Origin of the sequence: Campylobacter sp. RM16187 (genome assembly GCF_025319965.1) — a bacterium.
Classification (GTDB): domain Bacteria; phylum Campylobacterota; class Campylobacteria; order Campylobacterales; family Campylobacteraceae; genus Campylobacter_A.
On the sequence record NZ_CP012549.1, the window covers coordinates 645123 to 670514 of the forward strand.

Annotated in this window: 30 protein-coding genes; 20 read left to right on the top strand and 10 right to left on the bottom strand. The window is 36.1% G+C overall.

Annotation, left to right across the window (positions count from 1 at the left end; translation table 11 throughout):
• The first annotated feature begins 11 nt into the window (after positions 1-11).
• The 14 genes from CDOMF_RS03470 to mrdA all read left to right on the top strand — a co-directional run bounded on the left by CDOMF_RS03470 (position 12) and on the right by mrdA (position 11914).
• Positions 12-887: an NAD(+) kinase gene (locus tag CDOMF_RS03470; RefSeq protein WP_260952468.1), complete on the top strand. Its 876-nt coding sequence runs from the start codon at positions 12-14 to the stop codon at positions 885-887.
• Positions 880-2403, top strand: coding sequence for an AAA family ATPase (locus CDOMF_RS03475; protein WP_260952469.1), 1524 nt, complete (start codon positions 880-882; stop codon positions 2401-2403). Before CDOMF_RS03470 ends, CDOMF_RS03475 begins: the two co-directional genes overlap by 8 nt.
• A gap of 81 nt (positions 2404-2484) precedes the next feature.
• Complete coding sequence (locus CDOMF_RS03480) at positions 2485-3741, top strand: GGDEF domain-containing response regulator (RefSeq protein ID WP_260952470.1); 1257 nt, start codon at positions 2485-2487, stop codon at positions 3739-3741.
• Positions 3738-4526 carry a TatD family hydrolase gene (locus CDOMF_RS03485; RefSeq protein ID WP_260952471.1) on the top strand — a complete coding sequence of 263 codons (789 nt, stop codon included), beginning with the start codon at positions 3738-3740 and terminating at the stop codon, positions 4524-4526. The genes CDOMF_RS03480 and CDOMF_RS03485 overlap by 4 nt, the downstream gene beginning before the upstream one ends.
• A gap of 12 nt (positions 4527-4538) precedes the next feature.
• Complete coding sequence (locus tag CDOMF_RS03490) at positions 4539-5762, top strand: lytic transglycosylase domain-containing protein (RefSeq protein ID WP_260952473.1); 1224 nt, start codon at positions 4539-4541, stop codon at positions 5760-5762.
• Complete coding sequence (locus tag CDOMF_RS03495) at positions 5746-6555, top strand: septal ring lytic transglycosylase RlpA family protein (RefSeq protein WP_249934083.1); 810 nt, start codon at positions 5746-5748, stop codon at positions 6553-6555. Before CDOMF_RS03490 ends, CDOMF_RS03495 begins: the two co-directional genes overlap by 17 nt.
• Positions 6556-6557: 2 nt before the next feature.
• Positions 6558-7127: an imidazoleglycerol-phosphate dehydratase HisB gene (gene hisB / locus CDOMF_RS03500; protein WP_170018511.1), complete on the top strand. Its 570-nt coding sequence runs from the start codon at positions 6558-6560 to the stop codon at positions 7125-7127.
• The gene (locus tag CDOMF_RS03505) at positions 7124-7612 is read left to right on the top strand and encodes a KdsC family phosphatase (protein ID WP_260952474.1); all 489 of its coding nucleotides are present in this window, start codon (positions 7124-7126) and stop codon (positions 7610-7612) included. Before hisB ends, CDOMF_RS03505 begins: the two co-directional genes overlap by 4 nt.
• Positions 7603-8124: an LPS export ABC transporter periplasmic protein LptC gene (gene lptC, locus CDOMF_RS03510; protein WP_260952475.1), complete on the top strand. Its 522-nt coding sequence runs from the start codon at positions 7603-7605 to the stop codon at positions 8122-8124. The genes CDOMF_RS03505 and lptC overlap by 10 nt, the downstream gene beginning before the upstream one ends.
• Complete coding sequence (gene lptA, locus CDOMF_RS03515; RefSeq protein WP_260952476.1) at positions 8103-8576, top strand: lipopolysaccharide transport periplasmic protein LptA; 474 nt, start codon at positions 8103-8105, stop codon at positions 8574-8576. Before lptC ends, lptA begins: the two co-directional genes overlap by 22 nt.
• Positions 8573-9175: a ribosome biogenesis GTP-binding protein YihA/YsxC gene (gene yihA, locus CDOMF_RS03520; protein ID WP_269468969.1), complete on the top strand. Its 603-nt coding sequence runs from the start codon at positions 8573-8575 to the stop codon at positions 9173-9175. Before lptA ends, yihA begins: the two co-directional genes overlap by 4 nt.
• 47 nt (positions 9176-9222) lie before the next feature.
• On the top strand, positions 9223-9639 hold the full coding sequence (locus tag CDOMF_RS03525; protein WP_260953125.1) for an N-acetyltransferase: 417 nt from the start codon (positions 9223-9225) through the stop codon (positions 9637-9639).
• A 290-nt stretch (positions 9640-9929) separates the two neighbouring features.
• Complete coding sequence (locus CDOMF_RS03530) at positions 9930-10094, top strand: hypothetical protein (protein ID WP_260952477.1); 165 nt, start codon at positions 9930-9932, stop codon at positions 10092-10094.
• Positions 10091-11914, top strand: a complete 1824-nt coding sequence (gene mrdA, locus CDOMF_RS03535) for a penicillin-binding protein 2 (protein WP_260952478.1) — start codon at positions 10091-10093, stop codon at positions 11912-11914. Before CDOMF_RS03530 ends, mrdA begins: the two co-directional genes overlap by 4 nt.
• Positions 11915-11916: 2 nt before the next feature.
• Here the strand turns inward: mrdA and ybeY are convergent, their stop codons facing one another.
• Entirely contained in the window at positions 11917-12327 is a 411-nt protein-coding gene (gene ybeY / locus CDOMF_RS03540) for an rRNA maturation RNase YbeY (protein ID WP_260952479.1), read from the bottom strand.
• Positions 12328-12403: 76 nt separating this feature from the next.
• Here ybeY and queC point away from each other — a divergent pair, with 76 nt between their 5' ends.
• The gene (gene queC / locus CDOMF_RS03545) at positions 12404-13072 is read left to right on the top strand and encodes a 7-cyano-7-deazaguanine synthase QueC (RefSeq protein ID WP_260952480.1); all 669 of its coding nucleotides are present in this window, start codon (positions 12404-12406) and stop codon (positions 13070-13072) included.
• A 37-nt stretch (positions 13073-13109) separates the two neighbouring features.
• Here the strand turns inward: queC and CDOMF_RS03550 are convergent, their stop codons facing one another.
• The 6 genes from CDOMF_RS03550 to mobB form a co-directional block, all read right to left on the bottom strand.
• On the bottom strand, positions 13110-13766 hold the full coding sequence (locus tag CDOMF_RS03550) for a hypothetical protein (RefSeq protein ID WP_260952481.1): 657 nt from the start codon (positions 13764-13766) through the stop codon (positions 13110-13112).
• 134 nt (positions 13767-13900) lie between these two features.
• Positions 13901-14890 (bottom strand): ferrochelatase, encoded by a 990-nt coding sequence (locus CDOMF_RS03555; protein WP_260952482.1) that lies wholly within the window; start codon positions 14888-14890, stop codon positions 13901-13903.
• Positions 14891-16786, bottom strand: a complete 1896-nt coding sequence (gene metG, locus CDOMF_RS03560) for a methionine--tRNA ligase (protein WP_260952483.1) — start codon at positions 16784-16786, stop codon at positions 14891-14893. It lies immediately after the preceding gene.
• A 12-nt stretch (positions 16787-16798) separates the two neighbouring features.
• Positions 16799-17002, bottom strand: coding sequence for a hypothetical protein (locus CDOMF_RS03565; RefSeq protein ID WP_260952484.1), 204 nt, complete (start codon positions 17000-17002; stop codon positions 16799-16801).
• A complete protein-coding gene (locus tag CDOMF_RS03570) occupies positions 16995-17846 on the bottom strand; it encodes a class 1 fructose-bisphosphatase (protein ID WP_442863519.1) in 852 nt (283 codons plus the stop codon). The genes CDOMF_RS03565 and CDOMF_RS03570 overlap by 8 nt, the downstream gene beginning before the upstream one ends.
• Positions 17846-18325, bottom strand: coding sequence for a molybdopterin-guanine dinucleotide biosynthesis protein B (gene mobB, locus CDOMF_RS03575; RefSeq protein WP_260952487.1), 480 nt, complete (start codon positions 18323-18325; stop codon positions 17846-17848). The genes CDOMF_RS03570 and mobB overlap by 1 nt, the downstream gene beginning before the upstream one ends.
• Before the next feature lie 104 nt (positions 18326-18429).
• Here mobB and CDOMF_RS03580 point away from each other — a divergent pair, with 104 nt between their 5' ends.
• On the top strand, positions 18430-18915 hold the full coding sequence (locus tag CDOMF_RS03580; protein WP_260952488.1) for a hypothetical protein: 486 nt from the start codon (positions 18430-18432) through the stop codon (positions 18913-18915).
• Here the strand turns inward: CDOMF_RS03580 and CDOMF_RS03585 are convergent.
• The 3 genes from CDOMF_RS03585 to gltX are packed head-to-tail and all read right to left on the bottom strand — an operon-like array spanning position 18824 to position 22039.
• Positions 18824-20464, bottom strand: a complete 1641-nt coding sequence (locus CDOMF_RS03585) for a lytic transglycosylase domain-containing protein (protein WP_442863520.1) — start codon at positions 20462-20464, stop codon at positions 18824-18826. The two genes, CDOMF_RS03580 and CDOMF_RS03585, sit on opposite strands and share 92 nt — an antisense overlap.
• A complete protein-coding gene (locus CDOMF_RS03590; RefSeq protein WP_169974113.1) occupies positions 20448-20741 on the bottom strand; it encodes a YggT family protein in 294 nt (97 codons plus the stop codon). Before CDOMF_RS03590 ends, CDOMF_RS03585 begins: the two co-directional genes overlap by 17 nt.
• Complete coding sequence (gene gltX / locus CDOMF_RS03595; protein WP_260952490.1) at positions 20738-22039, bottom strand: glutamate--tRNA ligase; 1302 nt, start codon at positions 22037-22039, stop codon at positions 20738-20740. The genes CDOMF_RS03590 and gltX overlap by 4 nt, the downstream gene beginning before the upstream one ends.
• A gap of 116 nt (positions 22040-22155) precedes the next feature.
• On the opposite strand from gltX, the gene mscL reads away from it, so the two are divergent.
• The 4 genes from mscL (at position 22156) to CDOMF_RS03615 (ending at position 25260) form a co-directional block, all read left to right on the top strand.
• Complete coding sequence (mscL, locus tag CDOMF_RS03600) at positions 22156-22554, top strand: large-conductance mechanosensitive channel protein MscL (RefSeq protein WP_169974111.1); 399 nt, start codon at positions 22156-22158, stop codon at positions 22552-22554.
• A 27-nt stretch (positions 22555-22581) separates the two neighbouring features.
• The gene (locus tag CDOMF_RS03605; protein WP_336296826.1) at positions 22582-23220 is read left to right on the top strand and encodes a Crp/Fnr family transcriptional regulator; all 639 of its coding nucleotides are present in this window, start codon (positions 22582-22584) and stop codon (positions 23218-23220) included.
• Between the two features lie 125 nt (positions 23221-23345).
• Entirely contained in the window at positions 23346-23894 is a 549-nt protein-coding gene (locus CDOMF_RS03610) for a cytochrome c3 family protein (protein WP_260952492.1), read from the top strand.
• Positions 23895-23913: 19 nt separating this feature from the next.
• Complete coding sequence (locus CDOMF_RS03615; protein WP_260952493.1) at positions 23914-25260, top strand: multiheme c-type cytochrome; 1347 nt, start codon at positions 23914-23916, stop codon at positions 25258-25260.
• Positions 25261-25392 lie beyond the last annotated feature (132 nt).

The window sequence follows — 25392 nt, forward strand, 5'->3', positions numbered from 1 at the left end:
CAATCAAAACTATGAAAAAAGAGATAAATTTAAATTTTGCTGATGTGAAAAAGGTCGGAGTTGTTGCTAAGATAAATGGCGATTTGCCTAAAAATTTAAAGACTATCAAGAAAATTTTAGCCAAATACAAAGTGGAAATTTTGCTTGAGAAAAGCTGTGCTAAAGAGGTTGGCGAGCAGGGCTTTGAGCTTATAAATTTGGCCAAGAATTGTGACTTTTTGATCTCTTTGGGAGGAGATGGCACCATCATCTCAGCCTGTAGGCAAAGTGCTGAAATTTCGCCGTTTGTGCTTGGAATTCACGCCGGTAGGCTTGGATTTTTAACCGATATCACGATGGATGAGTGCGAAGAGTTTTTTAAGGACTTTTTTGTAGGAAAATTTGAGATAGAAACTCCATATATGCTTGATGTTTTTATGCATAAAAAAAGTGGCGAAGTAGTTAAAAAGATCGCATTTAACGAAGCTGCGATGCTAAGTTCAAAATCAGGCTCCATGACTCACATCGAAGCGCTTTTAAACGGGAAAGATTTTAACTCATACTTTGGAGACGGCGTGCTCATCTGCACTCCGATAGGATCAACCGCTTACAACATGAGCGCAAACGGACCTATCATCTATCCGCTAAGCGATGTTTTTGCCGTAACTCCGATATGCTCTCACTCGCTTACTCAGCGTCCTGTCGTACTTCCAAGAGGATTTGAGATGAAATTTAAGACTAAAAGCGATGCGATTTTGGTTATCGACGGGCAAGACCGCTTTAATATGTCAAATTTAGATAGCATAAGTGTGACATTAAGCGAAAAATCGGCGAAATTTATCCGCCATATCGGCAGGGATTACTTCCAAATTTTAAAAGAAAAACTTCACTGGGGATATAATGATTGAGAGGCTTTTGATAAAGGAATATCTAAATTTTGATAGCGTTGAGCTTAAATTTAAGGAGGGGCTTAGCGTATTTACCGGCGTAAGCGGTGCGGGAAAGTCGGTTTTGATGAGTGCGATAATGGCTGTTTTTGGCCTTAAAGATAGTGAAGCAAAGCTCGTTGAAGCCGATGTGGAGTATAAATTTAGCGCTGAAGAATACGGCATTGAAAGCGAGCAGATGAATACATTTAAACTGTTTAGAGATAAGGCGACAAGGTATTTTATAAACTCTCAGTCCATCTCAAAGAAAAATCTCGCTGCAATCGCAAAAGAGCACATCAAATACCTCTCGGCAAAAGAGATAAATGAGTTTGAAAACGAGAGATTTTTAAATTTGCTTGACATTAGCCAGAGTAAAAAAGATGGTTCGTTTCTCAAGTTTAAGCAGGAATTTGAGGCGAAATTTAAAGAATTTGATCAAATTTCAAAGGATCTTCAAAAGATAATCGAAGATGAAAAAAGAGTTGAAGAGCTAAAGGAATTTGCAAGCTTTGAAATATCTAAAATAGAGTCCGTGAACCCAAAAATAGGCGAATTTGAAGAGCTAATAGAGATAAAAAAGCGCCTTAGCAAAAAAGATAAGATAAATGAGGCTTGGAGTAGGGCTGAGGCTGTGTTTCATGCTGAAAAAGCAGTTATAGACGCGCTAAACATAAGCGATATCGACGCGAGCTTTTTTGAAGAGGCGATGAACGAGCTAAGAATAGCGCGCGACAGCCTAAATATGGACGAGCTTGAAGAGATCGATATAGAGGGCGTTCTAGATAGGATAGGGGCGCTAAATTCGCTCATCAGAAGATACGGCAGCGTGGAAGAGGCGCTTGAGCTGCTTCAAAAACGAAAAGTGGAACTTAATAAGTACGAAAACATAAGCTTTGAAAAGAGCGCGCTTGAGGCGAAATTTAAAGCTCTTAAAAGTGAGATAGACGCTATGGCTAGCAAGCTTACTAAGGCAAGAAGTGAAAATCTAAAAGAGCTTGAAAGCCTTATAAATTCTTATCTTAAAGAGCTTTATATGAGCAAGATAACTCTTAATATAAGTCCAAAACAGCTTAATAAATTTGGAGTTGATGAGGTTGGCCTGAGTCTAAACGAGACAAATTTAAAAAATTTGAGCTCCGGTGAGCTAAACCGATTGCGTCTTGCATTTATAGCGAGTGAAACGCAAATTTCAGGAAGCGGAAACGGAGTAATAATACTTGATGAGATAGATGCGAATTTAAGCGGAAAAGAGGCGATGAGTATCGCAAATGTGCTTTTAAATTTAGCCAAATTTTATCAAATTTTTGCCATCTCGCATCAGCCGCAACTAAGCTCAAAGGCAAATTCTCACTTTTTAGTTGAAAGACATGGCGAAAAATCAATCGTAAGAGAGCTTGAAAACAGCGAGCGTATATCAGAACTTGCCAGAATGATAAGCGGTGAGAAGATAACAAATGAGGCTTTAAATTTTGCTAGGCAACTTTTGGAGGGTTAAAAATTTTATATTTTAACAAGAAAAAAAATGGTAGCATTGAAGAAAATTATAAATTTAATGTGTAATGGATAACTTATATTTATGAAAAAAAGTAGAATTTTAATAGTAGAAGACAACAAGGCATTGGCAAAACTTATTGCAAAAAAGATGGAAGGCAACGTCGAAATGGATATAGACGTAGCCCATAGTATGGCTGAAGCGGAAGTTTTTTTAGCTAAACCAAGCGAATATTTTATAGCCTTGCTTGATCTGAATTTGCCTGACGCTCCAAATGGAGAGATAGTAGATTATGTGATTTCAAAAGGTATTGCGGCGATAGTGCTAACAGGAAGCCTTGATCCTAAGACTAGAGAAATATTTATACATAAAGATATAGTGGATTATGTTTACAAGAACAATATGGATGACATAAACTATATATTTCAAATGATAAATAGGCTTATTAAAAATAAACAGTATAAGGTTATGATCATTGAAGATTCGATGCCTTTTAGAAATAATATTAAAAAAATTCTAACAAGTCTTCAGTTTCAGGTATTTACAGCCGCTCATGGCGAGGAGGCTATGAGCTATTTTGCCGATCACCCCGACATAAAGCTTGTTATAACTGATTATAGAATGCCTATTAAGGATGGCCTTGGAGTTTTAAAAGAGCTTAGAAAAGAAAACGATAAGAACAAGCTTGGAATAATAGTTATTACATCTCCAAAAGAAGAGGTTAATGCCTCTATATTTCTTAAAAACGGAGCAAATGATTTTATCGCAAAGCCTTTTGAAAAAGAGGAATTTATATGCAGGATACATAATACCATAGAGGCTATAGAAAATATTAATAGAATTGCAAATTTTGCGAATCATGATTTTTTGACAGGTGTTTATAATAGAAGGTATTTTTATGCCAATATGGAGGAGTATTTAAGTAAGCATGAGGAATTCTTTGAACCTTACGCGATAGCTATGCTTGACATAGATCATTTTAAGAGCATTAATGACACTTATGGTCATGATGGCGGAGATAAGGTGCTTCAGTTTTTGGCAAAAAAATTAGTAGATGAGACAAAAGGAAACGATATTGTGGCTAGATTTGGAGGGGAGGAATTTTGTATAGTTCTTAAAAATATCTCCAAAGAAGAGGCTATTAAATTTTTTGTAAATTTAAGATCTAATATTGCGTCTCAATCCATAACTCTAAAAAAAGAGAGTTTTAAATTTACCGTTTCTATCGGTGTTGCATTTGGAAGAAGCGATTATTCTTTAGATGAAATTTTAGAATTTGCAGACGGCGCATTGTATGAAGCTAAGGAGAATGGTAGAAATAGGGTAGAGGTAGCTGGATGATAATAGATACGCATTGTCATCTTGATGATAATAGATACGATGAAGATCTTGATATGGTTATGCAAAATGCCTATAGTGGCGGCATTGGTGGGGTTTTGATACCTGGTGCTGATATTAAAGATTTACCAAAAGCTGCTAGAATAGCCAATGCTTATAAAAATGTTTTTTTTGCAGTGGGTGTTCATCCGTATCATATAGATGATTTTGATGAGAATGAGTTACGTAAATTTGCTAAGAACAGCAAATGTATAGCTGTAGGCGAATGCGGACTTGATTATTTTAGGCTACCAAAAGATGAGAGTGAGAAATTAGCCGAAAAAGAGTCTCAGAAGAGGGTTTTTAAGGCTCAGCTTGATTTGGCTGTAGAGCTTAATCTACCTGTAATTTTGCATATTAGAGACTCTAATGAGGATTGTTATAATATATTAAAAGAGTATGCAAGTAGGCTAAAAGGGGCGGTTTTGCATTGTTATAACGCATCGCCATTACTATTAGATCTTAGTAAATTTGGAAAATTTTATTTTGGAATCGGCGGAGTTTTAACATTTAAAAATGCTAAAAATTTAGTGGAAATTTTGCCTAAAATTCCAAGGGATAAGTTACTTATCGAAACAGATGGGCCATATCTTTCGCCTGAGCCATATAGAGGCAGGAGAAATGAGCCTTTTTATACGCAATTTGTTGCACAAAGAATGAGTGAAATTTTAGATTTAGAAAAAGAGGAGATAATTAGAATAACCACGCAAAATGCTAAAATGCTTTTTGGAAATTTTAATACCGAATAAATAAGGAGAAAAATGAGAATTTTAAAAATAGTTTTTTTGTGTATGACATGTACTATGTTTTTATCTGCTTCGACTATGAATAAAAACGTTAAAGATGTAACCGAATCACAAAAAAAAGTATTGAAAGAATTTGACATAGACTATAAATTTCTAACCAGTCCTTACTATAAAACAGTTAAAAATAGTATCAAAGATAGTAAGAAAAAAGAATTTGCAAGGACAATAGAGAACGGATATAGGCATATTCCTGTTTTGCAAAAAATTATTAAAGATTCAGGTATCCCGGAGTCGTTTTTATATCTTGCGATGATAGAATCCGGTTTTTCCAACGAGGTTGTATCAAGAGTTAAAGCCGTAGGTATTTGGCAGTTTATGGCTCCTACGGCTAAGCTTTATGGTCTTAGAGTAGATGAGTACGCTGATGAGCGTAAAGATCCAATAGCTGCCACTATCGCCGCTACAAAGTATCTTCAAAATTTAAAAGATGAATTTGGAAAATGGTATTTGGCTATGATGGCATATAATTGTGGAGGAACTAGGCTAAAATCTGCTATAAAAAAGGCCGGAGGCGATGATATACACGTGCTTCTTGATAGCAAAAAAGGTTATTTGCCAAAAGAAACCAGGGCTTTTGTCACTAAAATTTTAACTGTAGCAAATATAGCTGCTGATAATAGCTTCAAAAACTCAAGCGATTCTAATTTGATAAGCGATGCTAAAGTTGTTGAGCTTGCCAAGATTGATGTTCCTGGAGGAACTACCTTGATGGAGGTTGGAGACAGTATAGGAGTTAGCTTAAAAAGAATGAAAGAGTATAACTCTCATCTTAAATTCGTATATACTCCACCTACGGATAAGCAATACTATCTATACATTCCTAAAAATAAAGAAAATATGTTTAATGATAATTTTGAGGCCTCCCAAAATCGTAAATTTGAAATTTATACAATAAAAAAAGATGATACTCTCTTGGCTATTGCTCAAAAAACAGGAGTTAGTCATAAGATAATCAAAGAGTATAATAATCTAACATCCGATAAGCTAAAGCCAAATGAGAACATAGTGATCCCTACGGAGCAAAACATCAACTATCTTGCTGAATATATAGTAAAGAGCGGAGATAGCCTAAATGAAATTTCTGAGAAATTTGATGTCGCACTTAAGGATTTAAAGGATGCAAACAGTCTAATTAGCTCAAATTCATCTATCGGAGCAAAGCTTGCTACTGCAAAATAGTATCAAATTCGGCCTTTTGGCTATTTTTGTATCTATTTTTTTTACAGGATGCTCTTGGATAGGTATAAATTTTGGTCCTACGGGACCTACAAACGTAAAGATAAATAATTCAAAAGGTGTTCATCAAGCCACCATGCGTCCCTATACCATAAACGGAAAGACATATTATCCGACTATAGTAAGCGTGGGAGATAGGGCAAGTGGAATAGCCAGTTGGTATGGACCGAATTTTCATGGCAAAAAAACCTCAAACGGTGAAATTTATAATATGTATAATATGACTGCCGCGCATAAAACTTTGCCTATGAATACAATGGTGAGAGTTACAAATTTAAAGAACGGCAAAAATATTATAGTTAGAATTAATGATCGTGGTCCTTTTGTGGCTGGCAGGGTTATAGATCTGTCAAAAGTAGGAGCGCAAAAGATAGACATGATAGCATCTGGCACTGCACCTGTAGTGCTTGAAGTTGTCGGGTTTAATGGTAGTATAAATAGCAAAGTTGCCAATATACCAAGCTCTCAAAAGCCTAAGGTATCAAGTAGAGTTCAGCAAGATACTTTTGTTGGCGGTATATTTATGGTGCAAATTGGTGCTTTTAGAAATTTAAGTGGTGCAAATGCTTACAAAAGAACTCACTCTGCCAGGAACTACAATACTCAAATCAAAGAGTATATACTTGATGGAAGGGCTATATATAGAGTATTTTTAGTAGGCTTTAGAAGCGAAAACGAGGCTAGAGACTTCATTGAAGCAGGACATATAGAGGGCGCATTTATCGCAAGGGAGTAGGCGTGCAAAAGATAAGAAAGACCAAAGAGACTGATATAAGCTTAGATTTAGAAATTTATGGAAGCGGCAAGTGTGAGATAAGCACCGGTATAGGATTTTTTGACCATATGCTCGAAGCTTTTGCAAAGCACGCTTTGTTTGATATGAAGCTTGTTGCAAAGGGCGATTTACATATAGATTTTCACCATACGGTTGAAGATACAGGCATCGTCATAGGCTCGCTTTTAAAAGAGATGATATATCCTGTAAACGGAATTGAGAGATTTGGCGAGGCGACGGTTGTCATGGATGAAGCAGCTGTAAACTGTGCTCTTGATCTATCTAACCGACCTTTTTTAGTCTATGAAAGTATCCATGAAGGCAAGGTTGGCGAGTTTGATATAGAGCTTGTGAATGAATTTTTCCAAGCGCTTGCATTTAATGCAAATATCACGCTGCATATTGCTAAAATTCGCGGTAAAAACTCTCATCATATAATCGAAGCAAGCTTTAAAGCTTTGGCTGTCGCACTTAGAAGAGCTCTTGCCAAAAACGAGCGAATCGGAGTTCCAAGCACAAAAGGCGTGTTGTGATAGAGATAATTTTTTTAGATGTTGACGGTTGTATGACTGACGGCAAGATAGTCTATGGCGCAAATGGAGAAGAGGTTAAATTTTTTGACGTTAAAGATGGATATGCTATAGAAAGTTGGCTAAAGCTTGGAAAAAAAGTTGCTATCATCACAGGTAGGAAATCTGCAATCGTAGAAAGAAGGGCTGAAAATTTAAAGATAAATCATGTCTATCAAGGAGTAAGCGATAAATTTGCAGTCGCTGAAGAAATTTTAAAATTTGAAGGTCTAAGCTTTGAAAACGCAGCGGCTATCGGGGATGACTATAACGACTACAAGCTTTTAAAAGCTGTTAAGTGGAGCTTTAAGCCAAAAAATGCGATAAAAGAGCTTGATGTAAAAACTAAGCTTGATTTTAAGGGCGGAAACGGCGCTATCAGGCAGATGATAGAGATACTTATAAAACACGAAAATCTTTATGAAGAGTGGTCTAAGCGTTGGTTATAAGGATTTTTTACTTCGTCATAGCTATTTTTAGCGTGGCGATGGTATATATGACACTTCAAGATCCTTACTATAGTGAAATTCTAAAGCCAGACAATAGTATCGCTACTATTGGTATGAACGATGTTGTGGACTACGAAATCAATGCTACCATTGTAAGTGCTAAATATGAGGCTGACGAGTGGAATAGATATAAAAATATGGATGAATTTTTAAATTTTAGGGCTGATGTTTTAAGAGACGATACTTATCATAGTGTTATTTCCGACAAAGCTTTTTATCAAGACGATACTATTAAGCTTAAAGGAAATGTTAGATATTTAAATAGTGAAAATTTGAAATTTGTTTCAGAGGAAGCAGATTATAATACTAAGACAAAAATCGCCAGTTCGAGCATGCCTTTTGTGATGACTAAAAATGAGGATAAGATAGTTGGCAATAGTCTTGTTTATGATGCAAATTTAAAGAGAACTTACGCAAAGGGAATTCAAGCATGGGTGCAAGAAAAAAGATAATTTTGGCTTTTGTTTTTAGTATTTTACCTTTAGTCGCTCAAAATGTAGAAGTAACCGCTGATGATTTTTTTGCAGACGAGAACAAATTTATAAGTGAATTGAGCGGTAATGTTAGTGTCAAAAAAGGTAAAGATATATTAACTGCCGATAAGGTTGTGATACATTTTGATAAAAATCGTAATCCTATTAAATATGTTGCCACAGGAAATGCTAAATTTAAGGTTTTGATTAAAGACAAGAATTATAACGGAAGTGGAAATGAGCTTGTATACGAACTAAAATCAAATTTATATACCATAAACGGAAGCGGATTTTTGCATGAAGTCGATAGCGATAAGAGAGTTTATGGCGAAAAGATAAGTGTAAATCAAAATAGCGGCACATATAGTGTAAATAGCGGCAATAAAAAGCCTGTAAAATTTGTATTTCAAGTAGAGGATAAGAAAAAGTGATAAGGCCTATAAATGCCAGATTTCTTTTGTCTGCTCCAAATATATCACTTGCTCCTCCTGTTAGCGGTAGCGAAGTGGCATTTTTAGGACGTTCTAATGTTGGTAAAAGTAGCCTGATAAACGCTCTTGTGAATCAAAACAATCTGGCTAAAAGCTCCTCAACTCCGGGCAAAACAAGGCTTATCAATTTTTTTGAAGTTGAATATATAAATGATGAGGATAGGGTAAATTTAATATTTGTGGATCTGCCGGGTTTTGGATATGCAAAGGTATCAAAAACTATGCATGATGATTGGAGACGAAATTTAGATGAGTATTTGAAACAAAGATCAAATATAAGGCTTTTTGTCCATCTTATAGATAGCAGACAACATGATATGCTCATAGATAGAGAGGTGGGTGATTATCTGCAAAGTTTTTTGAGAGCCGATCAGAAAATTTTAAATATCCTAACAAAGGCTGATAAGCTAAATCAAAGTGAGAAAAGCGCAGCTTTAAAAGCATATCCTAACGCACATCTAGTATCGACTCTAAAAAAAATAGGAATTGATAAAGCAAATGAGCTTATAGTAAAAAACGCATTAGGTATAAATCAGTAGTGAAAAATTTAGATTTTAGAAAGCCCAAGCCAAAAGATATAAAAGCTATGCAAGATCTTGTCAAAGATGAGGTTGCAAGTGGGGTGATACTGCCAAGAAGCGATGATGAGATCGCTATGAATATTCGCTCATATATCGTGGTTTGCGACAAAAATGAGATAGTGGGCTTTTGCGCTTTACATATACACACTGTAAATTTGGCCGAAGTAAGAAGTCTTGTAATATCTAAAAATTTAAGAGATAGCGGAATAGGAAGCGAGCTAGTAAGAAAAATACTTGATGAGGCTAAATTTTATGATATTGAAAAGGTTTTTACGCTTACTTATAGAAAGAGTTTTTTTGAAAAATTGGGCTTTGTAGAGATTCCTAAATCAGAACTTCCTGCACAAAAAATTTGGGCTGATTGTATTAAATGCAAGCACTTTCCGGTATGCGACGAAATAGCACTGATATACAGCTTTTAAAATCCTTTTTTTGGGTTGCTTTATTATTTATATATCAAGCTTCTACTACGGTATTTATCTGGGCTCCTCCACTGATAGGACTCTTTTTTGCATACATGATTATTCTTACTATGGAAAAACAAAAAAGACTTTTAAAGTATGATATAAGGTGGTATTTTTCTATAGTTTATATTATTTTTGTTGAGCAAGTTCATGGATTTGCTCTATTTTCAACAATTTTAGCCTTTATAGTTTTTTACTATTTTATTTGTGATTGGCTTGTGGTGACTTTTAAATCAAGAGCTGTATTATTGATTTTTTTTGTATCAAACGGATATCTGGGAACGTATCTTATAAGCTCTCTGCTTTTATATATCAAAAATCTACCTATTTTAAATTTTGGATATGAATACTTTGTCTATACTGCCTTAGAGTCGGCTTTGGCTATTGTTTTATTTAAAGAGCGCGTCAAATGAGAATGCGCATAGTTTTTGCCATAATATTTAGTGTCTGGGTGCTTTTGCTGGTTAGAATCTATTATCTAAGCATCAAGTCTAATGAATTTTACGAGGAAATTGCAGAACAAAATATAGTAAAAAAGCAGTTTATGCCACCTGCAAGAGGACTCATACTTGATATTAAAGGGCGTCCTTTGGCAGTTAATAGGCTTGGCTTCTCGGTATCTGTTAAGCCTCATCTTGGTAAAAAAGATGTTTTGGATCAAGAACTTGAAAATTTGCAAAATATGTTTCAAGATCTAAACGTTACAAAATTAAAAAAAGATTATATTAAAGCCGATTCGCCTTATAATCAAGATTTTATAGAAATTATTGACTTTATAGATTATGACAGGATGATTCCTAAGATAGCTGCGCTTTCCTTGCGTGAAAATTTAGAGGTTAAACCGGCTTCCAAGCGTCACTATCCATATTCCAACCTTGCTTCTCATATCATAGGCTATGTCGGCAGAGCTAATCAGCAAGATTATATTAATGATCCTGTGACCAAGATTACAAACTATACGGGAAGAAGCGGAATAGAACGCTATTACAACTCTATTTTGCAAGGACAAGAAGGTGTTAGAAAGATAAAGGTAAATGCTCTTAATGAGGAGATAGAAGAGATTTTTAAAGAAGAGCCCAAGAGTAGCGATATAAGGCTAAGCATAGATCTGGAATTTCAAAAATATATAGAAGAAATTTTTGGAGAAAATGCAGGTGCTATTATTGTAATGGATGTCACCGACGGCTCTATTATAGCTGCCGGGAGTTTTCCCGAGTATGATTTAAATCCATTTGTAACAGGAATTTCACAGGCTAGATGGAACGAGCTTATAAACAGCATAGATCATCCTTTTACTAATAAGCTTGTAAACGGGCTATATCCTCCGGGATCAGTTATAAAGATGGGCGTGGCTTTGGCGTTTTTAGATTCTGGCAAGATAGATAGAGGGACTGATTATTTTTGTAGCGGTTCCTTTGAGCTTGGAGGGCGAAATTTTAGGTGCTGGAACATATACGGACACGGTAAAATGGATATGAATTCCGCAATTAGGGAGAGCTGTGATGATTATTTTTACAAGGGAAGTTTAAAAATAGGCATAGATGCTATAGCTCCGGTGCTTGAACGCTTTGGTATGGGTCAAAAGACAGGCGTGGATCTGCCTAATGAATTTGTAGGTATTGTTCCGAGTCGCGAATGGAAGATGCATAAATACTCTCAGCCTTGGTATCAGGGTGAGACCCTAAACACCTCTATAGGGCAGGGGAATTTTCTAGTAACTCCTATGCAGATTGCTAGGCATACAGCTATGCTTGCAACGGGTAAAAACATAATACCTCATTTTTTACATAGTATAGGCAAAGAAGAGGCTAAATTCGAGGCTAGTGATATATTCACTCCTTTTGAAAAAAAACAACTTCCGTATATTAGAAAAGCTATGTATGAGGTTGTAAATCATCAAAAGGGAACCGCTTTTAAATATTTTACAGATGCGAATTTAACGATAGCCGCTAAAACAGGCACAGCTCAAGTAGTCGGTATTTCTCAAGCTGAAAAAAAGCGTATAAAAGAGGAGGATATGAAGTATCTTCAACGCTCTCACGCATGGATTACAACTTATGCTCCATATGAAAAACCAAAATATGTAGTTACTATAATAATAGAGCATGGAGGTCACGGTGGGCTTACTGCGGGTCCTATGGCGGTAAGAGTCTACAATAAGCTTATAGAGCTTGGATATATCGATAAAAAATATGCTAAGAACGAGCAGGCTATTAAAAAAGATAAAAAATAGCCTTAAATTTCATCCATAGTACGCACTATGAGGCTTTTGGGAAGATTAAATTTATTAATTATCTCTTCTTCTTTTTCTCTCATCTCTCCGCTGTCTTTTTCGTGATCAAAGCCTAAAATATGAAGTAGTCCGTGTGTAAACAAAAGAGCTATTTCATCGTCTTTACAGTGGTTAAATTCTTTTGATTTTTCCTCTGCTAAATCTAAATTTATAACTATACAGCCAAGAGGAACGTGCATAATGAACTCAAATGGAAAGCTCAAAACATCGGTTGTTTTATCTATTTTGCGTTGCTTTAAATTTATATCTCGCATCTGCTTACTATTTACAAAACTTAGCTCCACATCGCCAGCAGTGAGATATTTGCAAATTTGATCTAAAATTTCTGGATATTGTTCATCGCATATTATCATTTTTAAGCTCTTTCATATAAAATTTTGTATAATTTTATCTAATTTTTATTGTTTTTAAATTCCAAAAGAGGCAAGGATGATGAAAAAGGCTGTTTGTATAATGAGTGGAGGGATGGATAGCACTCTATGCGCTACTATGGCAAAAAAACAAGGTTATGAGGTAATAGCGCTTCATTTTGATTACAATCAGTGCACTATGAATCGTGAAAAAAGAGCTTTTGAAGAAATTTGCGACAGACTTAGGATAGAAAAAAGACTGAATTTAGATGTTGGTTTTATAGCCGATATTGGTGGAAATTCTTTAACCGATGCTAATCTAAAAGTGCCAAAAGCCGGGCTTGGCAATGAAATTCCAAATACCTATGTGCCTTTTCGCAACGGAATCTTTATCTCTATCGCTGCTGCACTTGCTGAAAAAGAAGGTGCAGAGGCTATATTTATAGGAGTAGTTGAAGAGGATAGTAGCGGCTATCCTGATTGCTCGGCCAAATTTATAGAGAGGATAAATTTGGCGATAAATGAAGGCACCTCGCCAAATTTCAACGTCAAAATCATAACCCCTCTTGTAAATTTAAGCAAGGCTAATATCGTGGCTAAATCCATTGAAATGAACTCTCCTATCGAGCTTACATGGAGTTGCTATGAAAGTGAGGATATAGCTTGCGGAGAGTGCGATAGCTGCAGGTTAAGACTAAACGGGTTTAAAAGAGCCGGAGTAAAGGATCCGATCCCGTATAAAAAATAGACCTCGCCTGTTTTTGATCAAGAGGCGAGGAGTAAGATTATTTAAATTCTTGAGCAATTTTATCTGTAAGTTGTTTTTCGTAAATTCGTAAAGCGTCATTTGTCACTTTTTGATAGTCTCTATCTAAAACCATCTGAAATTTTTCCATGTGATCCACATCTGTAGTAATGTTTTTGCTACCTGTAGAAACGTCGCTTTTTATATGTGTATTTACAGCAACCGACCAAAATCCTGGGCGGAAAAAAGACCAAAATTTAAGCACATCAACTTTTAATATTATTGTATTTTGATTTATTTGTTTTTCATCGTTTAAAACATAAAATCCATTGTTTGCAAATGCTCTAGCAACACTCGTTTTGACTAAATTTGTAACTGTTTGATTGCCATCAAGAACTATATTTTCCATAGCTTTGCCGTAACTATTTCTTTTTCTTGCTATATACTTATCTTTTTCTTTTGCATTCAGACTTTCTACTTGCATATTGTGAACGGATGGAATCGAAGCATTTTTTGGAGTATCTTCAAATTCTCTTTTATCGTTAACTGAAGCTATAAATACAACTCCTTTTGCTGAATTTATATTTTGGTAATTCTGAAATTCAGGGTTTTGTAGTGTAAATTTACCTTTTGAAGCGGGGCAGCCAGCTAAAAATAAAGCTATGAAAAACATAAAAACTATATGGATAAACCGCATATCTTCTCCTTTTTTTGAAATATTATTTAATATCCGGTAAAAATAGAAATTTTATTTAGATTTGCTTAATATTTACTTATGATATATAGATTTATATAAATAATTTTTATGATATATTTGAAAAATTCTGGATTTTAAAAATCAAATAGAGTTTTTTCGGTTTCGCTCTTGTTTAGCATTGCTTCAAGCTCTTGTTTTTGACACTTTACAATAGCATATCGAAAATCTTTGAGTTGTTTTAGCTCGGCTATATCGTTAAAAATGAAGGTTGGATCTATCTTTGTCTTATAATTTTTAGGCGCACAAATTTCTACTGAGTCTTTGAAGTTTTTTCTTAAAAAATTTGCTTCCATCTCAAATAATTCATCGTCGCTTTCTACTATAAAAGCTCTAAAACTTGCTCCGAATGGAGTTATCTTAAAATTTCTATCTACAAAAACAGGCTCAAAATGCTCAATCCCTCTTAAATCGCCCATCTTAAAGGATATTTGATTTTTATTAAGATGACGAATAAGCCCTGACAAAAACCCCTTGAATGCTTTTGGTATGGCTAAATTTTGATAATACACATCGTCGCAAATAATTGATGTAAAAAATATTGAGCCTTTATTAATTGCTTTGGCTTGTGTATCTGTCCATACGGTATCGTAAAATGGCGCAATCTTTGATAGAATTTTTATATCGTCGCTAAAAAATATATCGTTCTTGTCGGCATTTATGATTTTTAAAAATAGCTCTTTGGTGTCTATGGGCAAGATATTTGCATGTTTTGGTAGGCTCGTTCGTTTTAAGATGGCCTTTTGTACACAATTTATAGAGTAAAATTTAAGATTTTTATAGCTGCTTTCAAAGCGCATTAGACGCATTAAAGCCACGCTTAGACTATCTACCTTTAAAAATGCAATCTCTTTATCGATAACTTCAAAATCATCCTCTATAATGACTGCATAGGCTCCATTTGATATGGCTTCTTTAATCTCATCTTCGTTGGCATTTATGCCTATATAGGCATAGCCATGTCTAATATTTTTGGCTTCAAATGCGAAATTTAAGACGCTTGAAACACTTGGCTTGTTTAAAACCTCTGCATTTATCAGTCGTCTTAAATTCTCAATATTCATCATTTAGCCGACGATCGCTCCGTTTTTAACGCTTGAGATAGGACTTAGCAGCGCTAGCGAGCCATCTTCTGCCGTTAGTATCATGCCTTGAGAGACGTTGCCAAATATCTTAGCCTCTTTTAAATTTGCCAGCACGCAGACCTGCTTGCCGACAAGCTCTTGAGGACCATAAAATTTGGCGATCCCTGATACGATCTGTCTTGGCTCGCTCTCGCCAAGATCTATCTTAAATTTAAGCAGTTTATCGCTGCCTTCGATATTTGAAGCATCTAAGATAGTGCCAACTTTGATAACGCACTTTTTAAACTCATCTATCTTGATCTTTGGCGTTTCATCCTTGATAGGCTCTGCAACGCTTGGCGCAGGAGTACTCATAAGCTCTTTTTCTATCTTTGGAAAGAGCGGTGGTGTCTGCTCGCAAACAAAGTCTAAAACCTCATTTTCAAGTATGATTTTTCTATAGTTTTGGGTTGAAATTTCAAATTCCATCGCTTTAGCTATTTTCTCGCAAGTCTTTGGCATAGCAGGGCTTAGCAAGATCGCCACGCGTGCAAGCAAATTTGCACAAAGACTCACAAGTGCATTAGCCTCATCGCTTCTGCCCTCTTTTATCAAATTCCACGGCTCAAATTTAGCAATGCTTGCGTTTGCGATATTTAGCACTCGCCAAAGCTCTTCTAAGTAGCGATTTGTGGCAAAAATTTCTAAATTTTCGCAGGCTGCTTTTAGGTGAGTGGTTGATTCATCCAAAATTTCGCCATAATACCTCTTAACGTCTTTGCTTGAAACTTCGTAGTTTGAGTATTTGCCGCTCATTCCGATTATGCGGTTTAGTAAGTTTCCAAGATCGTTGCTAAGCTCCGAGTTTATGCGCTCTATAAGTGCTTTTTGCGAGAAATCGCCGTCTTGACCAAACGGCACTTCACGCAGCATAAAGTATCTGAAATTTTCAAGTCCGTAAGCATCTGCAACCTCTTTTGGCACGACTACATTACCCTTGCTCTTGCTCATCTTTTCACCGTTTCTAGTCCACCAGCCGTGTGCCGCGATATGTTTAGGAAGCGGCAGATCAAGGCTCATCAAAAACGCAGGCCAGTAAATCGCATGAAAGCGCAAAATGTCTTTGCCTACTAGATGCACCGCACTATCCCAAAAGCCCATTTTTTCGCCGTCTCTAGTGTAGCCAAGTGCTGAAAGATAGTTCATTAGCGCATCAAGCCAGACATACATCACGTGCTTTGGCTCGTTTAAATTTGTAGGCAGTTTTACACCCCAGTCAAAGCTGGTACGAGTTATAGATAGGTCCTTAAGTCCGCCTTTTACGAAGCTTACGACCTCGTTTTTCTTGCCTTTTGGAAGTATGCACTGCTCATTTTGCTCGTACCATTTAAGCAGGGCGTCTTCGTATTTTGACAGTTTAAAAAAGTAGCTTTCTTCTTTTACTAAGCTTGTAGCACGGCCGCAGTCAGGACAGCATTCGTTATCTAAAAGTTGAGTTTGAGTAAAAAACGTCTCGCAGCTAACGCAGTAAAAGCCCTCGTATTCGCCTTTGTAGATGTCGCCTTTTTCAAGCATTTTATTAAAAGCGTTTTGAACCGTTAGTTTGTGACTCTCGTCAGTCGTGCGGATAAAGTGGTCGTAGCTTATCTCAAATTCATCCCAGAGCTCTTTAAATTTCGCGCTTATCTCGTCTGCATAGGCTTTTGGGCTCTTGCCTTTTTTTTGCGCCGCTTGCTCTATCTTTTGTCCGTGCTCGTCCGTGCCTGTTAAAAAAAACGTCTCTTCGCCCTTAAGTCTTGCAAATCTAGCCATCGTATCTGCGATGATCGTAGTATAGGCGTGTCCGATGTGCGGGACATCATTTACATAATAAATAGGTGTTGTTATATAAGCTTTCATAATCTTCCTTAATTAAAAATCAAATCCACCCGTGTTGCCCTTAGACATTGAGTTATAGACGGCATCAACGTAGTTTTTACGAGTATCACATTCAAATAAATTTTCGCATTCAAAGCAGCTTTTGAGATCCTTTTGCTCTTGGCACGATCTTAAAATTTCAAGCTTTGCGTCAAGCTCAAGTTCAAATTTGTCCTTTTGCTTAAGCTCTTCAGCCATTTTTGCTTCCGTAAAATTCGTGCAGTGTCTTTATCTCGTCTTTTGAGCCAAAGAAGCACGGAGTGGTTTGGTGGATTTTTTCTATCTTTACTTCAAAAAGGCTTTTGGAGTAGCCGTCGCTCGTAGCTCCTCCTGCGCGCTCGTAGATAAATGCAAAAGGTAGCACCTCAAAGAGCACTCTAAGCTTGCCGTTTGGCGCATCGGTGGTAGCAGGATAGCTAAAAAGTCCGCCGCCTTTTAGTAAAATTTGATGCAAGTCGCTTACCATCGCGCCAGAATATCTAAGGCGATACCCCCTCTCAAAAAGCTCTCTTATAAATTTAGCGTGTGTGTCGCTCCAGCCTTTTTGCGTAGCACCAGTGGCGTTTAGCTTACCTTTTTCTTTTAGCTGTAAATCTTTTATAAACTGAAATTTGCCCTCTTTGTTGAGTCTATAAAGCTTTGGCTTGTCCGTGCAGATAACCAGCTCAAGTCTAGGTCCGTAAACGGTATATGCTGCAGCTACTAAATTTTCAGGCTTTAGTTCGTTTTCATATATGCCAAATATCGAGCCGATGGCAAAATTTACATCAACCAAGCTTGAGCCGTCAAGCGGATCGTAGGCTACGATAAATTTTGCGTTTTCGTTTAGTGAGAGCATCTCATCTTTTTCTTCGCTAACTAGAGCTTTGACGCACTCTAAATTTGCAAATTCGCGCGTGATGATCTCATCGCTTAGCACGTCAAGCTTAAGCTGGGTGTCTCCCGTGGCGTTTGCGTGATCGGTGTAGCCAAGATCTGCAAATTTTATCTCGTTGCTGATTTTAACGGCGATTTGTTTAATCGTTTCAAAAATTTTTTCCATCATAAAGCCTTTGCGTTTTGTAAAATCCACTCACAGATACTATTTATATCATCTAAATTAAAATTTGGTTTGTCTATTTTGTATTCTGGTTTGTAAGTAGCGATTGCATTTGAAAAACTCAGATAATCTTCGTTTATCTCATCTTTAAAAACGCTTAGTCTGGGAAGTGGCAGAGTTTTTAGACCTTCGACTAATAATATATCAAATTCTCCAATCATATCCACTATATCATCTAAGCTCTTTTGTGCTTTACTAAAATATGTTGTTCTTGTAGGGCTTGCCACTACGACATCTGCTCCGATTTCACTAAATTTAAAGCTGTCTTTGCCATCTACATCAAATCTAGCCTTATCGCCTGGATCATGCTTGATGATTACAACCTTAAATCCATCGTCTATAAATTTTTTTCCTACTTTTAAAATAAGCGTCGTTTTTCCGCTATTTGACGGACCTGAAAACGCCATAGCTAATCTTTTCATGCTCTCTCTAATCTTAAATTTCGCTAGATTATAGCAAATTTAGGCTTTTTTAAAGCAAAATTATTCAAATTCAAGATAAAATACTTCAAATTTAAAGGGATGATATGGGCAAATTTTTTATATATTTGAGTGTGGTTTTTTTATTTTTAGGGTGTGCAAATAAAGCTATTGTTCACGATCCTCTAAAAAATGAACTTTTGGCATATACTAGTAAATTTGAGATAGTTGAAAAAAACGATAAATTTTTGGCTCTTGGAACCTATTTAAATCCTATTCATAGTGATATTATTACAAAAGATAAAGATGAGAGATTTATAATCGCTATTCATCCAAAAGAAAGTAAAACAAGCCTGTCAAGCTTTAGCGTAAATGGATCTAAAGATGAAGTAAGAGCTAGGATTTTAGCTAAAGATGATCCGCTTTTAAAATTAGTAACTTTTAATATGCCTTGGGGTGAATATATAGAGGTTGTATCGCCACAAAAAATTAGCGATACACTTAAGGTCGAGTTCGAAATTTATCCGTCAAAGAAGGCTCTTTTAGAATTTCGAAAAGTTTCAAAATCGATGTATTGGAGTTCAACAAATTAGAGTATATGATATAGTTTGCTAGAACTTTTTTACCGTAAATTCTACTCTCTGTATATGGAATTAGATCTATAGATAAAAAAGGCTCAAATTCACCATCGTTGAACAAATCCCCTCTTTGTAATACTCTTTTAGTAAAGCCTATTCCTCCGTTATATGCATAGGCTATAAATAAAGGGTGGTGCAGAAATTTTTCTAAGTAGTTTAGGTGGTGGTCGGCAAATCTTAAAGCAACTCTCGGATCAAACATATCATCTTGATCAAAGCCCTCTATCGTGAGCTCTTTTTTGCCGATGTGATTAGCAAGAAATGGCATAAACTGCATCATTCCAAGCGCGTAGGATGTGGATATCACAGAGGGGATAAATCTACTTTCTTGCCTTCCTATAGCATAAATCGTAGCCTTTCTGGTCGCATTTATATCCTCAAGTTCTTCTAAAAACGGCATGACAAAGTAGTGATCTTTATATCCGCTTGCTTTTTCCATGAAGTAAGCGTGCTGCCCAAGTGTTTCTTTAGTGTTGAAAAGCTCTGCGAATTCAAGAGCTTTAGTCGCATTTACCTCTTTTACGATAGCAAAGGTTTTTTGCCATAAAAATGGATCTTTGATGTCGTAGTCTTCGAGCTTTTGCTTAGTTGGTGTCGGCGAAAAAACTTTTGGAATTTCTTTGCCCGTTAGTTCGTTTGCGTATAAAGTATAGATGTTTATGTCGCTACTTTTGTTTAGCTTTTCAAGCAAAATTTGATTTTTAGTTATGAGGTATTGCCAAAAGATCGCAGCGTCTTTTGCACCTTGGTTTTTAAAGCTATCTTCGGCTCTTTTAAAAAACTTAAAAGCAGTCTCTTTTGAGTCTAGTAAAATAGCGTTAATGCCAAGAATATAAGCTATCTGATCGCTTATCAAATCATCTTTGATATTTAAAAAATTCGCTCTAAATTTAGGAAGCTCTTTATCTATAATTACCCTATTTATGATTTTTTGAAAAGATTGTTCTTTGGCTAGTAGATTGATAAATTCGGTACTAAATTTTTGATTAAACCTAAGTTCTTTATGTTTTTTGTCACTTGCCTCAAATAACTCTATAAAGGCTATTGCATCTTTAAATTTATCAAATTTCAAGGCCGAATTTTTAGAGTTTAGAATCCTTAAATTTCTAGCCGTTGTTTTATTTATATCATCAAATTTTTGAGCCAGTTTTTCTCTATCTTTTTTGGATATTTTTAGCATAAAAGGTATTTTTAAAAGCGCTTTTTGACAGGTTAAATTGGCATCTACTATGTTTTTTGCATTTATCTTTGCGCAGTTTGTAGGTTTTAACTCCGGTTTTATTATAGTATTTAGCGCTTTTATCATGGTCGGAGAGCGACGAAATATATCCTTATTTAGCTCCTCAACCTGCTTAATTGTATAATTTCCCTCTGTTATTAACCTATATATATAATAATCTTTTGCTAGCCCTTTTTCTTTAACTTTTATCTCGTTAAAGCTTTTTACCTCTCCAAACAAGAAAGTCGTAAGGAGAAATAAAATTATATTAAATCGAATTAGCATATTGCAGCAGTAAGCTTATGAAAAATCTATCAAAAAACTGAAGTGCTAAAAGTATGAAAATCGGCGCTAGGTCTATCCCTCCAAATACTGTAGGGACAAATTTTCTAATCCAGGCATAAACGGGCTCCGTAAGACGATATAAAAGCTGAACAACAGGATTATACGGATCTGGTCTTACCCAGCTAATAATGGCTGATATAATGATAATCCAGACGTAAATTTGAATCACCATATGCAAAATATCGGCAATAGCGGATAAAAAAGTAGATAGTATCATTGTAAAATTTCCTTTAATTTTTCTTTTATTAGAGGGAACAGCTCGCTTAGTTCAGGTCCGTGCTGTTCGTTTGTAAGCAGAATTCTAAGCGGCATAAAAAAGCTTTTGCCTTTTAAATTTGTAGCGCTCATTAGAGCTTTTTTAAACTCATCAAAGTTTTCAAAACTATCCAAATTCATCGAATTTATAGCGGTTTTTATCGCTTCGCATTCGTTTTTAAACTCATCGGGGATATTTTTTGGTGCAAATATGGCTTTTATTTTTTGCTTGATCTCATTTAGCAAGCTTGCTTCTTGAGTGTAAAATTTGATTAGCTCTGCTAAATTTTCATCCATACCGCAAAGCTGGGCAAGCCGTTTACTGCTTGCTAGTTTGATGTGCTCTCTGTTTATGTGCTCTAGCTGTTTGATATCAAATTTTGCCGGACTTGCCGAGACTTTGGAGATATCAAACCACTTGGCGGCCTCTTGTATGGTAAAAATTTCAACAGGAGCTTTATAACCAAGGGAGATGATGTAGTTGGCTATCGCTTCAGGCATAAATCCTTGTGCAAAGAGCCATTTTACGCTACTTTCATTCTCTCGCTTGCTCATCTTTTTACCATCTATATTTAAGATGATAGGCAGATGTGCGTAGCGAATTTTGTCGGTGTAATCAAGCCCTTCTCTGATAAGCTCTTGCTTGGGCGTGTTACTTACGTGATCCTCTCCGCGTATGACGAAAGTAACGCCCTCAAGCATATCGTCGGTTGCACAGGCGAAGTTGTAAGTAGGGGTTTTGTCCGCGCGCATGATCACAAAGCTATCGACGTTTTCGGGTTCAAAGCTTACTTCGCCTTTTATGGCGTCTGTAAATTTCATCGTTTCTTTTGGCTTTTTCATGCGGATTACAAAAGGCTTTTCGCACGCCAAAACCTCTTCATCACTCATCTTTTCGCAAGTGCCGTCATAGCGATATGCAACACCTTTTGCTTTAGCCTCTTCTTTTTTGGCTTCTAGCTCGCTTTCAGTACAAAAGCAGGCAAATGCGTGTTTGTCTATCATTAGCTTTGAAGCAAGCTGACGGTGAAATTTTAAATTTTCACTTTGATAGTAAAGCTGATCCCATTTGATGCCAAATTTAGTTAAAATTTCTAAAATTTCTTGATCTTTTCCCGGTATATTTCTCTCTTTATCGGTATCTTCTATGCGTATTATAAAGCCGCTTTTATCCTGTAAAGAACATAGATAATTTAGGATGGCTACACGCAAATTTCCAAGATGCATATCTCCTGTAGGAGATGGCGCAAAACGATACATTTTGATATTCCTTTATTAATTTTTAAAGAGTGATTATATCATCTTGTATTTAAATCGCTTGTTAAGAAAAATCTTATATAATGTGATTTATTACACTAAAAACAAGGAGTTTAAAAATGAGTTTCGTTAAGGAATTTAAAGAATTTGCCATGCGCGGAAACGTCATAGACATGGCCGTAGGTGTCGTTATAGGAGGCGCTTTTGGCAAAATCGTAAGCTCTCTTGTGGGTGATGTGATTATGCCTATCGTAGGTGTTTTAACTGGAGGAGTAAATTTTACAGATCTTAAATTTACTCTTAAAGATGCAGTAGGAGATGTGCCGGCTGTTACTGTTAATTATGGCTCTTTTATACAGACTATGGTTGATTTTATGATCATTGCGTTTTGTATATTTTGTGTTATAAAGGCTATAAATACTCTTAAAAAACCAAAAGTCGAAGCTCCTAAAGAACCTGCTAAACCAAGCGAGGATATCGTTCTTTTAACAGAGATTAGAGATCTTCTTAAAAAGTAAATTTGGCTGTTTTACTAAACAATGAGCATTTTAGGACAAATTCCATTTTTTAAAGAGCTGGACCAAGAGGAGCTTAATCAGCTAGAAAAAATCAGCATAATTAAAAAATATAAAAAAGGCGAATTTTTGTTTATGGAAGGAGAGGATTCTAAGTGGCTCCATCTTCTTCTAAAAGGCTCATTGAAACTTTATAAAACTACACCAAAAGGAAAAGAAATTTTTATGCATCAACTCAATGCTATGAATTTCGTAGCAGAGCTTGGAAATTTTGAAAACATTAAATTTCCTGCCAGTGCTTTATTTGTAACCTCGGGAGAGGTTTTAAAGATAGATTACGAGAAGTTTTATAAAGATTTTCTGTCTAATCCTCAAATTTCGGTATCTATTATAAAATCTCTATCTCAAAAACTAAAAATTGCAAGCGATGTTTTGCATCAGGAGCTTGTTTTAAGCTCGGAGGCAAAGGTTGCTAAATTTTTAACAGATCATCAAGACCTTTTTAATACATTAAAGCATGTAAAAATTGCTTCAATCTTAAATATAACTCCGGAAACTTTATCGAGAACACTCGCGAAATTTAGGGCACAAGAGCTTGTTGATTTGGATCAGAACAACAAAATAATCAATATATCAGAGACAAAGCTTAAAAATTTTTTTGATAACTGATACTTAATTTCAAATTAAGAATAATTGATGAACGTCAAGAATTTCCAGATACTGCTTAGTTATAATAATTTAAATATTTTATTAATAATATTTAAATAAAATAAAATATTACAAGAAGGATCCGCATGAAAAGAAAGTTTTTTGTTTGGTCGGTTGTGCTTGGTATATTTATAGGAGTTATATCATCGATCGGAATTGCTGATCTGATCCACTATACTGGAAGTGATAAGTTTTGCACAATGTGCCATACTATGGAGCCTATGGTAAAATCTTATCACAATGACGTGCATGGCGGAAATAATAAGCTTGGCGTAAAAGCAGAGTGTTCAGCCTGTCACCTCTCGCATGATAATACTTTAATGTATCTTTGGACAAAGACAAAAGTGTCTCTAAATGACGGCTACAAGACTGTTTTTACTGATGTAAGTAAAATCGATTGGCATAAAAAACGCGATCATGCTCACAAATTTACTTACGATAGCGGCTGTATGACCTGTCACTCGAATCTACAAGAGATGAATAATCAAGTCGATAAGGCTTGGCTTGCTCACAGAGATTATTTCGCAGGACATATCAAGAAAACCTGTGTCGAGTGCCATAACAACGTAGGGCACAAAAATATGGGTATTGAGATTAAAAAACACTGGGAGAATATAAATGCAAACAATAAATAAAACCTATAAAGGAGGAATAATGTTGAAAAAAGTTATTGCATTACTAGCCTGTCTTTTTTCGTTCGCATTTGCCGAGAGCATTTCGGATGCAAATCTTGTGAAAAACTTAAAAGTCGATCGCAATTTGACTCCGCTTGCTAAAAGTTGCGTTGAATGCCACGCAAAAGAGACACCGGGCATTGTGGCGGATTGGAAAAATAGCCGTCATGCGCATGTCGGAGTAAGTTGTACGGATTGTCACTCGCATCCTGCGGATAGCCCTATGGCAATGAAGAAAGTACATCCAAAAGATAGCAACAATCACGTATCTGCTTTGGTAAGTCCAAAAACCTGTGAAAAGTGTCACGCTAATGAGGTTAAGCAGTTTAACGAGAGCGGTCACGCAAGAGGTGGTATACAGGTATATGCTAAAAAAGGAATGCTTGATTTGATGTATCATTTTGAGGGTAGAGGTCACCCTGACCTACAAATTTCTCCTGATTCAACAGGCTGTATGCAGTGCCACGGCTCTATAATCAAGATGGATGCTGATAATCGTCCTACAAAAGAGACTTGGCCAAATTATGGTATAGGCAATTTGTATCCAGATGGTGGAATCGGCGGATGTAAATCATGTCACAGTGTGCATAAGTTTTCTGTAAGCGAAGCTAGAAAACCGGCTGCTTGTGCATCTTGCCACCTTGGACCTGACCATCCGGATATAGAGATTTACAACAACTCTATGCACGGTCATATCTTCAACTCAGAAGGACACACATGGAATTTCGACAGCGCTCCTGATACATGGGCTGTGCCTGACTATAGGGCTCCAACTTGTGCGACTTGCCATATGAGCGGAGTAGGTGAGTTACAAAGTACTCATAATGTTTCAAGACGTTTGAAATGGAACTTGTGGGCACCACATAGCAACCTAAGAACAGGCGGTAACGACACTGCGGTTAGTGAGTATGAAAAAACAGGTAAGCTAAATGTAGGCACTCCTCTAGCAGGTCATGTTGATGGCCCTGAGGCTGCTAGAAAAGAGATGATGATGGTTTGTAGAGAGTGTCACAGTCCTCTTCATAGTGAGAACTTCTTTGCGATGGCAGATAAGCACGTGATGCTTTATAACGACTATCATAAAGATGCTAAAGCTATGCTAGATGAGCTTAAGGCTAAGAAACTTCTTAAAGAAGATCCATGGGCGGATGAATTCCAAAGAATTTACTACCATTTATGGCATCACGAAGGTCGTCGTATGAGACAGGGTGCGATGATGAACGGACCTGACTATGCTCACTGGCATGGAGTATTCGAGGTTAAAGACGATATCAGAAAACTTAAAGACATCTATGACAAGAGACTTAAGAGCGGAACCATCGAGTAATATTTTTTAAAACATAGGGCGAGAATTTTCTCGCCCTATTCGATTTTTTATTTTCTATCGAAACACTACTTTATTTGACGACATTATTTAATAATTTTTGCTAAATTTATAATATGTTTTATATAGTTTCTT

Excerpts from the sequence above, each read along its gene's own strand:
- CDOMF_RS03490 (WP_260952473.1), top strand. The coding sequence starts at position 4,539 with ATGAGAATTTTAAAAATAGTTTTTTTGTGTATGACATGTACTATGTTT.
- CDOMF_RS03550 (WP_260952481.1), bottom strand. The coding sequence starts at position 13,766 with ATGCGGTTTATCCATATAGTTTTTATGTTTTTCATAGCTTTATTTTTA.
- lptA (WP_260952476.1), top strand. The coding sequence starts at position 8,103 with ATGGGTGCAAGAAAAAAGATAATTTTGGCTTTTGTTTTTAGTATTTTA.
- CDOMF_RS03470 (WP_260952468.1), top strand. The coding sequence starts at position 12 with ATGAAAAAAGAGATAAATTTAAATTTTGCTGATGTGAAAAAGGTCGGA.
- CDOMF_RS03555 (WP_260952482.1), bottom strand. The coding sequence starts at position 14,890 with ATGATGAATATTGAGAATTTAAGACGACTGATAAATGCAGAGGTTTTA.
- CDOMF_RS03570 (WP_442863519.1), bottom strand. The coding sequence starts at position 17,846 with ATGGAAAAAATTTTTGAAACGATTAAACAAATCGCCGTTAAAATCAGC.
- CDOMF_RS03610 (WP_260952492.1), top strand. The coding sequence starts at position 23,346 with ATGAAAAGAAAGTTTTTTGTTTGGTCGGTTGTGCTTGGTATATTTATA.
- mrdA (WP_260952478.1), top strand. The coding sequence starts at position 10,091 with ATGAGAATGCGCATAGTTTTTGCCATAATATTTAGTGTCTGGGTGCTT.
- CDOMF_RS03475 (WP_260952469.1), top strand. The coding sequence starts at position 880 with ATGATTGAGAGGCTTTTGATAAAGGAATATCTAAATTTTGATAGCGTT.
- CDOMF_RS03485 (WP_260952471.1), top strand. The coding sequence starts at position 3,738 with ATGATAATAGATACGCATTGTCATCTTGATGATAATAGATACGATGAA.
- metG (WP_260952483.1), bottom strand. The coding sequence starts at position 16,786 with ATGAAAGCTTATATAACAACACCTATTTATTATGTAAATGATGTCCCG.
- ybeY (WP_260952479.1), bottom strand. The coding sequence starts at position 12,327 with ATGATAATATGCGATGAACAATATCCAGAAATTTTAGATCAAATTTGC.
- CDOMF_RS03565 (WP_260952484.1), bottom strand. The coding sequence starts at position 17,002 with ATGGCTGAAGAGCTTAAGCAAAAGGACAAATTTGAACTTGAGCTTGAC.
- CDOMF_RS03585 (WP_442863520.1), bottom strand. The coding sequence starts at position 20,464 with ATGCTAATTCGATTTAATATAATTTTATTTCTCCTTACGACTTTCTTG.
- CDOMF_RS03590 (WP_169974113.1), bottom strand. The coding sequence starts at position 20,741 with ATGATACTATCTACTTTTTTATCCGCTATTGCCGATATTTTGCATATG.
- CDOMF_RS03480 (WP_260952470.1), top strand. The coding sequence starts at position 2,485 with ATGAAAAAAAGTAGAATTTTAATAGTAGAAGACAACAAGGCATTGGCA.
- CDOMF_RS03580 (WP_260952488.1), top strand. The coding sequence starts at position 18,430 with ATGGGCAAATTTTTTATATATTTGAGTGTGGTTTTTTTATTTTTAGGG.
- mobB (WP_260952487.1), bottom strand. The coding sequence starts at position 18,325 with ATGAAAAGATTAGCTATGGCGTTTTCAGGTCCGTCAAATAGCGGAAAA.
- CDOMF_RS03525 (WP_260953125.1), top strand. The coding sequence starts at position 9,223 with ATGCAAGATCTTGTCAAAGATGAGGTTGCAAGTGGGGTGATACTGCCA.
- mscL (WP_169974111.1), top strand. The coding sequence starts at position 22,156 with ATGAGTTTCGTTAAGGAATTTAAAGAATTTGCCATGCGCGGAAACGTC.
- CDOMF_RS03615 (WP_260952493.1), top strand. The coding sequence starts at position 23,914 with ATGTTGAAAAAAGTTATTGCATTACTAGCCTGTCTTTTTTCGTTCGCA.
- queC (WP_260952480.1), top strand. The coding sequence starts at position 12,404 with ATGATGAAAAAGGCTGTTTGTATAATGAGTGGAGGGATGGATAGCACT.
- gltX (WP_260952490.1), bottom strand. The coding sequence starts at position 22,039 with ATGTATCGTTTTGCGCCATCTCCTACAGGAGATATGCATCTTGGAAAT.